Below are 14,094 nucleotides of genomic sequence, written 5' to 3'. Positions count from 1 at the left end.
CAGTTTACGGTTTTCAGTTTACGGTTTTCAGTTTACGGTTTTCAGTTTACGGTTTTCAGTTTACGGTTTACAGTTTTCGGGTTATTGTTCTTGTATATACTTAAAAACATATTCCTGATTACTAATCACTGAGTACTGATCACTGATTGCTAATACAGATTACTGATCACTGATTACTCATACCTCAAGGCTTCCACTGGATCAAGTTTAGCTGCTTTAACCGCAGGATACAAACCAGAAATAACCGCAACAATAAACGTTGTTACAAAAGCGGCAATGATGGCAGTCCACGGAATAACAAAATAGAAGTTCATTGCTTTAGACAATCCAAACGCAGTTAAAATACCCAATAGCGTACCTATAAGTCCACCCAGTTGGCCAATAATAACCGTTTCTGTAAAGAACTGTAAAGCGATTGTTTTTCGCTTAGCGCCTAAAGATTTACGAACCCCAATTTCACGGGTACGCTCAGTAACAGACACCAGCATAATGTTCATTAAAGCAATAGACGACCCTAAGATTGTAATTAAGCCAATCACCCAAGCGGCAACATTTAGCATATTAACCTGTGTTAGCATAGAGCGAATCATATCATCACTGCGTTCAGTTCCAAAGTTAGACTTATGAGCAGGAGATAAGCGACGGATATTTCGGAAGTCCAAAATAGCTTGGTCTGTTGCTTGGTCCAATAAATGGTCTTGCAATAAACTAACCTTTAATTCGTAATTTATATTTGAGGCATTGAATATCGTTCTGGCAATTTGAATAGGAATAAACACTCGCTGGTCTTCATTCTGACCAAAAGTACTTCCTTGTTCTTTTAGAATTCCGATGATTTTAAACTTATATCCTCTGATAGAAATGATTTGATTAATAGGGCTAAAGTCTTTAAACATTTTCTTAGAAAAGTCTGAACCTACCACACATACAAAGTGATTGTTTACAATATCTGTATAACTAAAGTTACGTCCTTGTTCTACTTTTATGCCACTGTTAGACAAGTAATTTTCATCACACCCTAAAACAGAAATCTCCGGATCTGTTTTCATTATATCGTTCTTTACTTCAATATTTGTAGCTGCTTGAAAAGAGATAGAAACCGTAGACAAAGGAAAGGCATAATCTTCTTTAAAACTCTGTGCTTGTGCATAAGTAATAGGAGGATTTACTTGTTGTACCGATTTGTTTTTTGCCATTTTACCAGCTACGTCATATTGGCTAATTGTAAAGGTATTTGCTCCCATTGACGCAAAGTCTGTCAAGATGGTATTCTTTAGCGCAGACACCACAGATAGTATTCCTACCAATGCCCATATTCCAATTGCAATAATGAAAATAGTAATGCAAGTACGCAAGATTTGACTCTTAATACTGGTAAGGGCAATTCGAATATTCTCTAAACTAAGTTTTATCATGAAGGTTAGACGTTACTATTGATGTGGCTTTAGAAGTAAAAATATCGAAAATTATTTGATTCACTCTCTAAATTGAACAGAATTAATAAAATAATGAAAAAGGGACACTTATTTAATTGCAGTAAACAAATTGTTATTGCTATCGCTCAGAATAGGGTTTTTTTAAAAAAAGTAGTAGTTTTGTAGTATAATGTTAAATGAATAAAAATTAATTAGAGATGGCAAAGAAACCTGGAATTCCAAAGGGTACAAGAGATTTTTCTCCTACAGAAGTGGCAAGAAGACAATACATCATGCAAACTATTCGACATGGATTTGAAAAATTTGGTTTCCATCCCATCGAGACTCCTTCATTTGAGAATTTAGACACATTGTTAGGGAAGTATGGTGAAGAGGGAGATCGTTTAATTTTTAAAATTCTTAACTCTGGTGATTACTTAAGTAAAGTAGATGAAACTATTTTAGAAAGTAAAAACAGTTTGAAACTGACAAACCAGATTTCAGAAAAAGCATTGCGTTATGATTTAACAGTGCCATTCGCACGTTACGTTGTAATGCACCAAAATGAGATTGACTTTCCATTTAAGCGTTACCAAATGCAACCAGTATGGCGTGCAGACCGTCCGCAAAAAGGAAGATATAGAGAATTCTACCAATGTGATGCTGACGTTATCGGTTCTAAATCACTATGGCAAGAAGTTGAGTTCGTAACGCTTTACGACCGTGTATTTACTGCATTGGGAGTTCACGGTGTTACTATCAAATTAAACAACAGAAAGATATTATCAGGTATTGCTGAGGTAATCGGAGCAAGTGATAAATTAATCGACTTTACTGTTGCTTTAGATAAATTAGACAAAATCGGAGAAGACGGAGTTAAAGCTGAAATGATTGAAAAAGGAATTGAAGCTGAAGCGATTGATAAAGTGAAATTATTGTTCAACTTTACAGGTACTTTCGAAGAGAAATTAGAGAAATTACGCCAGTTATTAGCTACTTCAGAAGAGGGAACTAAAGGAGTAGAAGAGCTTGCTTTTGTAGGTAAAGAAGTAGAGAAAATTGGCTTAGCAACAGCTAAACTTAATCTTGATGTTACGTTAGCTCGTGGATTAAATTACTATACAGGTGCTATCTTTGAAATTGGAGCTCCTGAAACAGTAAAACTTGGTTCTATTGGTGGAGGTGGTCGTTATGATGACCTTACTGGTATCTTTGGATTAAAAGATATGAGTGGTGTTGGTATTTCTTTCGGTTTAGATCGTATTTACTTAGTAATGGAGGAGTTAAACCTTTTCCCAGAAGCAGTAAATGCAGCGTCTAAAGTGATGTTCTTAAATATGGGAGAAGAAGAAATGAGTTACTCAATGCAAGCGGTTATGAAATTGAGAGATGCAGGAGTAAAAACAGAACTATACCCAGATAAAGCTAAAGTTGGTAAGCAGTTCCAATTTGCAGATAAAAAGGGAATTCCTTTTGCAGTGTTAGTAGGTAGTGAGGAAATGAGTAACAATAAGTTTACTTTAAAAGAACTTGCTTCTGGAGAACAAACTGTAGTTAGTTTAGAAGAATTAATTGAGCGTTTGAAATAAGTACTTCAATTAAAAATAATACAGAAGGTATGTGATTTTGTCGCATACCTTTTTTTATGCGTATGAAAAAGTCGCTTAGAACATTAAGAGTTGGTACTTGTTTTTATTTGTTTTCTACAAAGGTTACTCGTATTTCAGAGACAGATGAAAGTATTTTTAGCATTCGCTTATTTGTCGATGCATATAGTCGTTTTGCGTTGCTCGTACATTTTCGAACGCTGGATGATTACTACGTTGGCAATCCTTTAAACCACGGAGTGTTGTTGTACAATGAACAAACGAAAGAAGAGGAAACCGTCAATCTGAATCGACCTAAGTTTATACGTTATGCCTTGGATTACGGTATTCGCAAGGGATGGCGACCACAAGAAGCACAAGTAGTGTTAGACGGAATCGCTTTATTACACGAATTGGGTTATAAGACAGAGAAACTGCAAAAATAAGTTGACTCCCTTGTTAAATTGGCTTCACTTTTGCATAGTAAACAATGCGAAAATGTTAAATAAGTTTAGGGCTTATAGGCAGTTTTCCTTACATTTATAAAGAATAAAGAATTAATCTACTGAAGTTACTTCAGCTTAAAATAAAATGAACTATGAAGCATAAGAAAATAGGTAACGCACCAAAAATAGCTATGTTTAAATTGTTGTACACTGAAAAGCCAACAATTGATATGGAGGCAGTTTTAACTGAGCTGCACAAAGTATATCCAAACGCAAGTTATGACAATGATGCTAATGTGTTTATATTTCCCGATTGTCAAATTGAATTAAAGAATGGAACAGGTCCTGCACAATGTGTGGTACTCCGCACTGAAGACGATCAGAAGGCAGAATTAACAGATGCTTATTTTCAACAAAACTGGCATTGGCCAGAAGCAGAAGAAGCTTATGCTGCGTGTAAATATGAAATTGTAGTTACAGATTTTTTAAGCCGTAGTTTAGATCCTCGTATTCGAATTGTATTGGTTCAACAATTGTTGGCTGCTATGATTAAAGTGAGTAATCCACAAGTAATCGTTTCTGTACACGGACAAAAATTATTAGATACTCAGGCGTTTGTAGAAGATTGTAAAGACCCTAATTACATTGCCTTAGATTTGTTTATTAATGTGCGTTTGTATAATGTAGAGGAAACAGAACAAGGTAGGTTGTTGATGGATACAGTAGGATTACACGCTTTAGGTTTGTCTGATTTACAGATTTTCTATAACGATGATAGTTTGATAGATAGCATTGCTAATCGCCTGTGGGATTACGCTTATTACTTGGCTCACGTAGGAGAAGTTATTGAAGACGGAAATACGGTACAAGGATTAGAAGAAAGTCAGAAGTGGGTTTGTAACAAAGTATTTTCTGTAACAGAACCAGAGAGAACAGTACTTGATATTAAAGTAAGCTAAAATATAGATTAACCTTATCGGTTATTACGCTTTAAAAAAAGAGAAGCACCCAATGCAGTGTTGTTATTTCACAAGAATAATAATACTGCATTTTGTTTTATATTTAGTGTCCTATTTGATTCTAACTCTTATAATAATTGTAGTTTTGCAAAAAGGGTAGAATACAAAAAAAGTAAGTATGCAAATGATTAATCTGAGTTTTCAAGAGTTTATTGATAACTACACGCAGGAGGATAGCGAGTGGCTCGCTTTAGAGTGGAATGAAAAATTCGGTGCAAAGTTTAAAGACGCAAACTACCTTTTTAGAATACAAATTGCCGAATTGGTATGTGAGCAAATACACACTGTTAGTCTTGATCTTGTTAGAGAGTTGTTTATCACAATGGGGATGACTGCTCAGTTAAATTTTGTTGTGTTCAACAAGTTTAATTTATTAGCCCAAGAGCTTTTGGAAAGAGGAGGGAAAGACTATTTGTATGACTACGTTTGTGCAGCACACGTTTCTTTTGATACTTTTTTAAGTACGGCAAATATCACTTTATCAGAGGCGAGAAGACAAGAGATTTTAGCTCACTTCGACTACCTAAAGGCAACGGAATCTGATGGACAAGTACAGAAAATGTTGTCAGACCATTTGAGAACTCGTTTTGTAAAATAGATACTACATTACAAATAACACTATGAAACATATCGCATTATTATTCGTTCTTTTTATTGGAATGAATAGCTGGGCACAAGAGAATAATCTTTCTCCTGCTGTTGCCGACAAGGTAAATGAGCTAATTGCTGTTTTCCAAAATAACGACAAAGAGGAAATAGCTAATCACATTGGTTATCCCTTAAATAGAAGTTACCCTATTCCAGAGGTGAACACAGCAAAAGAGCTTGTTGTTCGTTTTGACCAAATTTTCGATAAGGAGTTGATTAATGCAATTGCCAAGTCAACGCTTGACGACTGGAGTACGGTAGGATGGAGAGGAACGATGTTGAAAGACGGTTTGTTGTGGATGGATGACAATGGGATTATTTACAGAATTAATCGCGATACGCCAATGGAACAAAAGTGGCGAAAGTCATTGATACAACAAGATAGAACACGTTTACACAAGAGCGTTCAAAAGTATAAAGAACCTTATGCGGTGATTGATGTAGAAGGAGAAACTTGGCGTATTGACAATATTAATGATGAGGTTATGCGTCTTGTGATTTGGAAGAAAGGAGTTAAGATGAACGAACATCCAACTTTGGTTTTGGAAGGATGCTTAGATCTGCAAGGTTCGATGGGAACAAGAGTATTGGAGTTTAAAAACAAAAAGACAACAGAGGAAATTACCATTCTATTAGATGCACAAGAAATAGAAGCACTTCACGGAGTGAGTATTACCATTACAGATAAAAAAGGAAAAGAAATTAGCAAACAAGGAGTTGCTGATAACTAAACATAAAAAAGGCTACAATGTTGAATTGTAGCCTTTTTTAGTATCTAAATGTTAGATAAAACTGGTAACGATATAAATAAGCAATCCTACGAGTCCCCCAACAATAGTTCCGTTAATTCTGATGAACTGCAAGTCTTTTCCGACTTCAAGTTCTAATTTGTCACTTAATTCACGACCATCCCAACTATCAACGGTATTTCGGATTAATTGACCAACTTCTTTTGTATTTTTAAGGGCAAGGCGATAAATAGTATGTTGAATCCACTTATTTATTTTAGCTCTTAGTTCTTCATTTTGTTCTAAGTCCACCGCTATATTAGCCAAGCTTTTTTGAATGTATGTTCTCAACATAGAGTTGTTGTCCTCTAATTGTTTTAATAAATTGTCTTTTGTAGAAGTCCAGAAATCTCTTACATAATCCTCAATGCGGTCATCGGTAATAAACTGTCCAATAATCTCATCAAACTTAGCTTTCCACTTATCAGAAGCCTCAATATCTACAGCCAGCATTTCTAAGCGAAGGGTGATTTCTTTTCTAATCTTGTGATTTGGATCTTGAGCAATATCTTCTAAAAAGGTATTTACCCCATTGACTAATTGATTTGTTACTGTTTTACCACCGATAAGTCCTAAAAGAGGTTGTTTCTCAACAATCTTTGCATAAATCTCTTCTCGGTGCTCTTTAACATAAACCTGTGCTTTCGGAATAATCACATCAATTAATCTATTGTGTTCTCCCTTTTCTACAGCATACATCACACCTTGTGCCACAAAGCTCTGTACATTAATAGCAGAAATACCCTCTTTCGCTTTTCCAGCTAAGAAAGAAACAACGGTTTTATCTTCTAAATCAGTTAGTATTCTCTTGGCTAAATTGGCTATTTCATTCTCTAATAGCTGTTGATTCTTCTCTTTTGCTATATAAGTAGAAATAAGTGTTCCCAAGTCTATCTTCTCAACATAAGGACGAATATTAGTAGAGGTTAGAAAGTTGTCAGTAACAAAGTCTCCTAAGTTGTCTCCAATTTTATTTTTACTATTAACAATCAAATTTGTGTGCGGAATATTCAATCCCATCGGGTGGCGGAATAAAGCCGTAACAGCAAACCAATCTGCCAATGCACCGACCATTGCTGCCTCTGAAAAGGCTTTGACATATCCCATCCAAGCTGCAGGGGCGTGTTTTAAACTATAAACCATTACCACATACACTACAGCCATTAGGATAAATAATCCAGTAGCAATCTGTTTGTGTTTGCGCAATTGTGCTTTTTTATCAGGCATATATAAATGAGTTAAAAAGTAAAGTTATTAAAAAATAAGACGTTAGAAGTTTTCTTTTACCTCAAATGATACTGTTTCCTGTGTTTTTGGATGTTTAAAAGTAATTTTATTAGCGTGTAAGTGCAGTCTATTAGCTTTAGTTCCGTACAAATCATCACCAATAATCGGTGTGTTTAACCCCATCGGGTGAGAAGCGTGTACTCTCAACTGATGTGTACGTCCTGTAATAGGGTAGAAGTACACTTTTGTTTTTCCTTCTTTTCGCTCTATAACTTCCCATCTTGTTTGCGCGTATTTACCATATTCAAAGCAAACCATCTGACGAGGTCGATCGTCTAAGTCCACGCGCAATGGCAAGTCGATTAGTCCTTCATCACCAGCAACATCTCCATCAAGTAAAGCTACATAGCGTTTCTCAACTTTTTTTCTGATAAACTGACTTTGTAATGCTTTGTGTGAATCTTTGTCTTTTGCAATGATTAGGATTCCCGATGTAGCCATATCTAAACGGTGTACAATCAAAGGACCACTTGCTTTAGGGTATCTCAACTTCATGCGTTCTTGTACAGAATCGTGAATAAAAATACCAGGAACAGACAAGAATTCCTCTGGTTTATTGACAATTGCGAAGTACTCATCTTCAAAAACAATTTCTAACGGTTTGTTTAAGGCAGGGTTAAGCAATAAAGGGTTGTCATCTACCTCCAATCCTTGTAGCATATGTCCTAAAATAGGCTCACATTTACCGCGACAAGCAGGGTAGTAGTGTTGATGTTTTCTAATTTCAGATTTAGGTGATTCGCCCCACCAAAACTCGGCCATAGCAATAGGACTATACCCATTTAGGTAAGCGTATTGCAATAGTTTAGGTGCAGCACAATCTCCCGCTGCTGCCGGTGGTTGTATTGGCGTTTCTTCAAAAATATCTAATAAGTCGCGTTGTTCTCCTCTGTTGTTTAAAAAGCGGTAGTGTTCAAACAACTTTGTTTGTAAGGCATTCGACTTTTGTTTTCTTTCTTCTTTAAGGTCTTTAATCACATTTTTAAACGAATCAATAACCTCTTTTGTTTGTGCTATTTGTTCTTGCCAATAAGTTGTCAATACTCTTAATTCGTGTTTATCTCTAAGACTTTGTTTAATCAAGTCGTCGTTAAAAGCAGTAAACTCCTCATCAGACAAAATAGCTATTTGCTCATTTCTCGCAGCTTTACGCTCATTTTTTAAACGCTTCACCTCGGCTTTTCTATCCGCTATAGCAGTTTCTTCTTCTTTAAGTTGCTTAGCCAATAGTTCCTTTGCCTCTTGGTATGTGTTGTCAGCCTCTAATTCTTCTATTCTATTGTTAATTGTAGTCAGAATAGCCCCATCTTTAATAAAAAAGCCTTCTTTGTCCCATATATCAAAGACAGCAGGAACGAATCCTTCTAAGTGAGAAAGAGGACCTAACTTACCAGAAAAGGCAGTGAAATAACCTAATTCACCCGCTTTATTTTTTACGATTAAAACGCCAAACATCTTACCAGAAAATAGGTAATCAGGACTGTTCTTGTCAAAAAAAGGTGTGATTACAGGATTTGTAGCTAATTCTTCTTGTAATTCTTTAGCAGCAAGAATAGATAATTGATGAGGTTCGTAATAAAAGGGATAAGTGAACTTTTTAGGCAGTTCGATTGCACTTATATCAGATTGAAAAACTCTAAAAAGAGGTTTAGAAGTAGGCATATTGTTGTTTATTAAGTGGCAAAAATAGGGATAAAAAGGGGAAAGTTATATTTCTTGTGCCTCAAAAAGTGAGTTAAAAAGTATTGAAAAAGAAGACGTAGAATCTGTCAAAAGTAGGTTTGTCAAAAGATTATTTAAAAAAAGTATGTTTTCCTGCTTTTGCTTTTTGTGACTTAAAGAGTTATATAGTATCTTTGGCGACTCAAAGTATTAAAATAATACCGATATGTTTGATAATTTAAGCGATAAATTAGATAAAGCCTTTCATATCCTTAAGGGACATGGTAAAATTACTGAAGTCAATGTAGCAGACACTTTAAAGGAAGTACGTAGAGCGTTATTAGACGCCGACGTTAACTTTAAAATTGCGAAAGATTTTACCAATATAGTAAAAGAAAAAGCCTTAGGACAAGAAGTACTTACAACTCTACAACCAGGTCAGTTGATGGTTAAAATCGTTAAAGACGAGCTAACACAATTGATGGGTGGAGAGGCCGCTGGTATCAACTTGTCAGGTAATCCAACTGTGATTTTAATGTCAGGTTTACAAGGGTCAGGTAAGACTACTTTCTCTGGTAAATTGGCTAACTTTTTAAAAACTAAAAAGAATAAAACTCCTTTATTAGTAGCGTGTGACGTTTACCGTCCTGCTGCGATTAACCAATTACACGTAGTTGGAGAACAACTTGGTGTTGAGGTTTATTCAGAAGAAGGAAATAACAATCCAGTACAAATTGCTGAGAATGCTATTAAGCACGCAAAAGCAAATGGATTCAACGTAGTTATTGTCGATACAGCTGGTCGTTTGGCAGTTGATGAAGAGATGATGACGGAGATTGCTAATATTCACAAAGCAATCACGCCACACGAAACATTATTCGTAGTGGATTCTATGACAGGACAAGATGCTGTAAATACTGCTAAAGCATTTAATGATAGATTAAACTTTGACGGGGTTATCCTTACTAAATTAGATGGGGATACTCGTGGAGGGGCTGCCATTTCTATTAAATCTGTAGTTAATAAACCAATTAAGTTTATTGGTACAGGTGAGAAAATGGATGCAATTGACGTGTTCTATCCAGAACGTTTAGCTGATCGTATCCTTGGGATGGGTGACGTTATCTCGTTAGTAGAACGTGCGCAAGAGCAATATGATGAAGAGGAAGCTCGTAAGATTCAAAAGAAAATTGCGAAAAACGAGTTCGGATTTGACGATTTCTTATCGCAAATTCAACAAGTGAAGAAAATGGGTAGTATGAAAGACTTGGTAGGAATGTTACCAGGTGTTGGAAAAGCGTTGAAAGACGTAGAAATTGAAGATGACGCTTTTAAGCACATAGAAGCTATCATTCACTCAATGACTCCAAAAGAGCGCGCTAAACCGTCTCTACTTGATGCTAAACGCAAGCAAAGAATTGCTAAAGGATCAGGAACGGATATCCAACAAGTAAATCAATTGCTTAAGCAATTCGACCAAATGAGCAAAATGATGAAAATGATGCAAGGTTCAAAAGGTAAGAATTTGATGAGGATGATGGGCCAAATGAAAGGCATGCAATAAAAATAAAAACAAGAAGGTTTAAGGTTCGTAATGAAGTTTAAACCTTCTTTAGTTTACATATATAACAACACACACTTATTATTTTTTAATGCAACTACTAGACGGAAAAAAGGTATCGGAAGATATCAAGAATGAGATTGCTGTTGAGGTTCAACAGATGAAATCTCGCGGGGAGAAAGTTCCTCATTTAGCAGCAGTACTTGTTGGAAGCAACGGAGCAAGTTTAACTTACGTAGGAAGTAAGGTTAAGTCTTGTGAGAAAGTAGGTTTTGAATCTACTTTAGTAGCTTTACCAGAAGACACAACAGAGGATGAACTGTTGGCTAAAGTAAAAGAATTGAACGCTGATCCTGCTATTGACGGGTACATTGTTCAGTTGCCTTTGCCTAAACACATCGATGAACAAAAGATTTTATTAGCAATCGACCCTGACAAAGATGTAGATGGTTTTCACCCTACAAACTTTGGTAGAATGGCATTGGAAATGGAAACATTCTTGCCTGCTACGCCTTATGGAATCATGGAGTTGTTAGAGCGCTATAAAGTTGAAACAGCTGGAAAGAATGTAGTAGTAATTGGTCGTTCTCATATTGTGGGTCGTCCGATGAGTATTCTTTTGAGTAGAAAAGGGTATCCTGGAGATGCTACTGTTACCTTAACGCACAGCCGTACTAAGAATATTGAAGCTATCACAAGAGAGGCAGATATTATTATCTCTGCTTTAGGTGTGCCTCATTTCTTGAAAGCAGATATGGTAAAAGAGGGAGTTACAGTAGTAGATGTTGGAATTACTCGTGTTGCTGATGCTAATGCGCCAAGAGGATACGTTATCGCTGGTGATGTTGACTTTGACGAGGTAAGTAAAAAAGCAGCATTCATTACCCCTGTTCCTGGAGGAGTAGGACCAATGACAATTGCAATGTTATTAAAAAATACACTATTAGCGCGTTCTCGTAAAGCACTTAAAGGAGAATAAGCACATTTCGTATTTAGATTATAGAAAAGAGACACAAGAGATTGTGTCTCTTTTTTTATGTTTAATAATTGGTCTTGTGTATTATGTTAGACGCGAAGTATCGCCAATGCCGATATGCTGTTTGAATGTATTGTGTGTTTGCATTTCCAATATTACTTCAGAGGAGTATTTGCGTTTAGATTATCAGTAGAGACGCGATACTTCGCGTCTCCAAATAAATCCTATTGTGTTGTTATTTATGTTTTGGAGATATAGAGGTTTGCATTTCCAATATTATTTATTTCCAATATTAAAATTATCCTTATACCAATCCATCGGATTCATATAAATGTAGTTTACAATATTCTGATATGAAAAGGCGTTTTTTATAATATGGTCATAGAAACGTGGTTGCCACTGAAAGACTATTGAATTACATTTCGCATATTTGGTAACAGCAGATTTATACCCTCTTATTATGGAGCTAAGATTTTGTGATTGAGGACCAAATTGATTATTTGTTTGTGTTTCCAAATTTTGATATGGTTTATCTATAATAATTATGCCGTGTATGTGATTGGGCATTATGATAAATGCATCAATTAAGACGTAGGGGTGATATTTGGTAATTTCTTCCCAATATTTAAAAGCTTGTTTTCCTAAATCATTCAGCACCATTTCATCATTAACGATGTTACCAAAATAATGTACTTTATTTTTAGTGCATATAGTAATAAAGTAAGTCCCGTCTTTACTGTAATCCCACCAAGAAGCTCGTGCAGAAGGTATTCTAAAAGTGTTATTATATTTTTTAGACATATTTTTTTATGATTATATATCACAAAAATGATTCCTTTTTTATGTTAGACGCGAAGTATCGCGTCTCTACCGATGTGTTGTGTGTTTTATATTTATGTAAAATTATACTGTGTGTATTATGTTAGACGCGAAGTATCGCGTCTCTACCGATGTGTTGTGTGTTTAATTTTTTGGTGATATTTTACTGTGTGTATTATGTTAGACGCGAAGTATCGCGTCTCTACCGATATGCTGTGTGTTTAATATTTATATGATATTTTACTGTGTGTATTATGTTAGACGCGAAGTATCGCGTCTATGCCGGGGTGTTGGGGGATTGTTTTCTGTGATATATTGTATAGGATGGTCTTGTTTGTGTTTTTAATCTTCAAAAATTGCGATACCCCTTATAATTACTGTAAATTTGATTGCGAAAAACATAAATAAACTATTTAGGTGATTGGAGTAATTACATTAAATAATACGATTTGATGTATGTCTTGCGTTAATAGTAAAAATAAAGGAGTGTTGGTTAGTTTGTAACAAATGTTACAGAAGGAAAGGGTATATTTTTATATTTTGGTAACCAACCAAAAAAGATCAAACAAATGAAAACTCATTATCAAATATTAATTATAGGGGCTGGTACTGCGGGAATTATGACTGCGGCTCAGCTGAAAAAGAAGGATTCATCTCTTGAAATTGGAATTATAGATCCTTCTGAACTACATTATTATCAGCCTGCGTGGACATTAGTTGGTGCGGGAGCGTATGACAAGCAAAAGACAATTAGAAATACAAAGGATTTAATTCCAACTGGTGTGGAATGGATTAAAGAGAAGGTGGTTTCTTTTGACGTGGATAACAATAGTGTGGCAACAGATAAAAATGCGGTATTGACGTATGATTATTTGGTGGTATGCCCTGGTTTGGTGAACGATTTAACAATGATAGAAGGACTGCAAGAGGCAGTAGATAAAGGGGTGGTTTGTAGTAATTACATTGATCCTGAATATACGTGGAAACAGTTGCAAGCTTTTAAAGGGGGAACAGCTATTTTTACACAACCCAGTACACCTATTAAATGTGGGGGAGCACCTCAAAAGATTATGTACTTAGCGTGTGATTATTTCCGCAAGAACGGATTGGACACAAAGACAAAGGTTTATTTTCCAATGCCAGGTAGCGTGATATTTGGGGTAAAGAAAATTGCAGATACACTTATGGATGTCGTGAAGCGATATGGTATCGACTTTAAACCGTTTCACAATCCGATTAAGATAGATGCAGATAATAAGAAGGTTTACTTCAAAATGACAAATACACAAGACAACCATTGTTTTGTAACGTCAGATGATACTGCTGTTCGTCAATTAGAAGATGGTGTGGTAGAAATGTCGTTCGACTTTTTACACTTAGCGCCACCTCAAACAGCGCCTAAGTTTGTGAAAGAGTCTGTTTTGGTTAATGAAGCAGGGTGGTTAGATGTAGATCTGAATAGTTTACAACACAAGAAGTTTGCTAATATCTTTGGATTAGGAGATGTAGCTGGATTACCAACCGCTAAGACGGGGGCAGCAGTGCGTAAGCAAGTACCGGTTGTAGTTGATAATATTTATAAGCTAATCCAAAAGAAAGTAGCTGACAACAAGGGATACGAAGGTTATTCTTCTTGTCCGCTGGTTACGGGATATGGAAAAATGGTGTTGGCAGAGTTCAACTATAAAAATGAGTTTATCCCAGACCCGAAGTTAAAACAAATGCTTGTCTTCTCAAGTCATAAAGAACATTGGAGACTATGGATGTTGAAGAAACATTTATTGCCTTATTTGTATTGGGAGAAAATGATGAAAGGAGAACAAGTTTAATCGCATATAGAAAAAGCCACAATCAACATTGTGGCTTTTTTATGTTTAAATAAATGCT

12 protein-coding genes are annotated in these 14,094 nt (G+C 35.7%); 8 read left to right on the top strand and 4 right to left on the bottom strand.

Features of this window, described 5'->3' with window-relative positions:
* Positions 1–173: 173 nt before the first annotated feature.
* Positions 174–1,415: an ABC transporter permease gene (locus AABL81_RS12390; RefSeq protein ID WP_341341193.1), complete on the bottom strand. Its 1,242-nt coding sequence runs from the start codon at positions 1,413–1,415 to the stop codon at positions 174–176.
* A gap of 218 nt (positions 1,416–1,633) precedes the next feature.
* On the opposite strand from AABL81_RS12390, the gene hisS reads away from it, so the two are divergent.
* The 5 genes from hisS to AABL81_RS12365 all read left to right on the top strand — a co-directional run bounded on the left by hisS (position 1,634) and on the right by AABL81_RS12365 (position 5,845).
* On the top strand, positions 1,634–3,004 hold the full coding sequence (hisS, locus tag AABL81_RS12385) for a histidine--tRNA ligase (protein WP_090408603.1): 1,371 nt from the start codon (positions 1,634–1,636) through the stop codon (positions 3,002–3,004).
* A gap of 62 nt (positions 3,005–3,066) precedes the next feature.
* On the top strand, positions 3,067–3,447 hold the full coding sequence (locus AABL81_RS12380) for a hypothetical protein (RefSeq protein ID WP_341341192.1): 381 nt from the start codon (positions 3,067–3,069) through the stop codon (positions 3,445–3,447).
* Positions 3,448–3,599: 152 nt separating this feature from the next.
* The gene (locus AABL81_RS12375; RefSeq protein ID WP_341341191.1) at positions 3,600–4,406 is read left to right on the top strand and encodes a DUF4261 domain-containing protein; all 807 of its coding nucleotides are present in this window, start codon (positions 3,600–3,602) and stop codon (positions 4,404–4,406) included.
* Between the two features lie 178 nt (positions 4,407–4,584).
* Entirely contained in the window at positions 4,585–5,064 is a 480-nt protein-coding gene (locus AABL81_RS12370; protein ID WP_090408596.1) for a hypothetical protein, read from the top strand.
* A gap of 22 nt (positions 5,065–5,086) precedes the next feature.
* Positions 5,087–5,845 (top strand): hypothetical protein, encoded by a 759-nt coding sequence (locus AABL81_RS12365; RefSeq protein ID WP_341341190.1) that lies wholly within the window; start codon positions 5,087–5,089, stop codon positions 5,843–5,845.
* A 51-nt stretch (positions 5,846–5,896) separates the two neighbouring features.
* On the opposite strand, the gene AABL81_RS12360 is transcribed toward AABL81_RS12365, so the two are convergent.
* Both AABL81_RS12360 and AABL81_RS12355 read right to left on the bottom strand, forming a co-directional pair.
* Positions 5,897–7,129: a DUF445 domain-containing protein gene (locus tag AABL81_RS12360; protein ID WP_341341189.1), complete on the bottom strand. Its 1,233-nt coding sequence runs from the start codon at positions 7,127–7,129 to the stop codon at positions 5,897–5,899.
* Between the two features lie 42 nt (positions 7,130–7,171).
* On the bottom strand, positions 7,172–8,851 hold the full coding sequence (locus AABL81_RS12355) for an RluA family pseudouridine synthase (RefSeq protein WP_341341188.1): 1,680 nt from the start codon (positions 8,849–8,851) through the stop codon (positions 7,172–7,174).
* A gap of 226 nt (positions 8,852–9,077) precedes the next feature.
* On the opposite strand from AABL81_RS12355, the gene ffh reads away from it, so the two are divergent.
* Positions 9,078–10,415 carry a signal recognition particle protein gene (gene ffh, locus AABL81_RS12350; protein ID WP_090408581.1) on the top strand — a complete coding sequence of 446 codons (1,338 nt, stop codon included), beginning with the start codon at positions 9,078–9,080 and terminating at the stop codon, positions 10,413–10,415.
* A gap of 88 nt (positions 10,416–10,503) precedes the next feature.
* Complete coding sequence (locus tag AABL81_RS12345; protein WP_158210387.1) at positions 10,504–11,391, top strand: bifunctional 5,10-methylenetetrahydrofolate dehydrogenase/5,10-methenyltetrahydrofolate cyclohydrolase; 888 nt, start codon at positions 10,504–10,506, stop codon at positions 11,389–11,391.
* A 273-nt stretch (positions 11,392–11,664) separates the two neighbouring features.
* On the opposite strand, the gene AABL81_RS12340 is transcribed toward AABL81_RS12345, so the two are convergent.
* Positions 11,665–12,189 (bottom strand): transposase, encoded by a 525-nt coding sequence (locus AABL81_RS12340; RefSeq protein WP_341341187.1) that lies wholly within the window; start codon positions 12,187–12,189, stop codon positions 11,665–11,667.
* Between the two features lie 587 nt (positions 12,190–12,776).
* On the opposite strand from AABL81_RS12340, the gene AABL81_RS12335 reads away from it, so the two are divergent.
* The gene (locus AABL81_RS12335; protein ID WP_341341186.1) at positions 12,777–14,036 is read left to right on the top strand and encodes an NAD(P)/FAD-dependent oxidoreductase; all 1,260 of its coding nucleotides are present in this window, start codon (positions 12,777–12,779) and stop codon (positions 14,034–14,036) included.
* The last annotated feature ends 58 nt before the right edge of the window (positions 14,037–14,094 follow it).

The organism is Myroides sp. C1519 (assembly GCF_038039755.1).
Classification (GTDB): Bacteria; Bacteroidota; Bacteroidia; order Flavobacteriales; family Flavobacteriaceae; genus Flavobacterium; species Flavobacterium phaeum_A.
Note: the sequence above shows the minus strand (reverse complement) of the source record. Positions and strands in the feature narration are given on the sequence as shown.

Excerpts from the sequence above, each read along its gene's own strand:
- AABL81_RS12355 (WP_341341188.1), bottom strand. The coding sequence starts at position 8,851 with ATGCCTACTTCTAAACCTCTTTTTAGAGTTTTTCAATCTGATATAAGT.
- AABL81_RS12345 (WP_158210387.1), top strand. The coding sequence starts at position 10,504 with ATGCAACTACTAGACGGAAAAAAGGTATCGGAAGATATCAAGAATGAG.
- AABL81_RS12335 (WP_341341186.1), top strand. The coding sequence starts at position 12,777 with ATGAAAACTCATTATCAAATATTAATTATAGGGGCTGGTACTGCGGGA.
- AABL81_RS12360 (WP_341341189.1), bottom strand. The coding sequence starts at position 7,129 with ATGCCTGATAAAAAAGCACAATTGCGCAAACACAAACAGATTGCTACT.
- AABL81_RS12370 (WP_090408596.1), top strand. The coding sequence starts at position 4,585 with ATGCAAATGATTAATCTGAGTTTTCAAGAGTTTATTGATAACTACACG.
- AABL81_RS12340 (WP_341341187.1), bottom strand. The coding sequence starts at position 12,189 with ATGTCTAAAAAATATAATAACACTTTTAGAATACCTTCTGCACGAGCT.
- AABL81_RS12390 (WP_341341193.1), bottom strand. The coding sequence starts at position 1,415 with ATGATAAAACTTAGTTTAGAGAATATTCGAATTGCCCTTACCAGTATT.
- AABL81_RS12365 (WP_341341190.1), top strand. The coding sequence starts at position 5,087 with ATGAAACATATCGCATTATTATTCGTTCTTTTTATTGGAATGAATAGC.
- AABL81_RS12375 (WP_341341191.1), top strand. The coding sequence starts at position 3,600 with ATGAAGCATAAGAAAATAGGTAACGCACCAAAAATAGCTATGTTTAAA.
- hisS (WP_090408603.1), top strand. The coding sequence starts at position 1,634 with ATGGCAAAGAAACCTGGAATTCCAAAGGGTACAAGAGATTTTTCTCCT.
- AABL81_RS12380 (WP_341341192.1), top strand. The coding sequence starts at position 3,067 with ATGAAAAAGTCGCTTAGAACATTAAGAGTTGGTACTTGTTTTTATTTG.
- ffh (WP_090408581.1), top strand. The coding sequence starts at position 9,078 with ATGTTTGATAATTTAAGCGATAAATTAGATAAAGCCTTTCATATCCTT.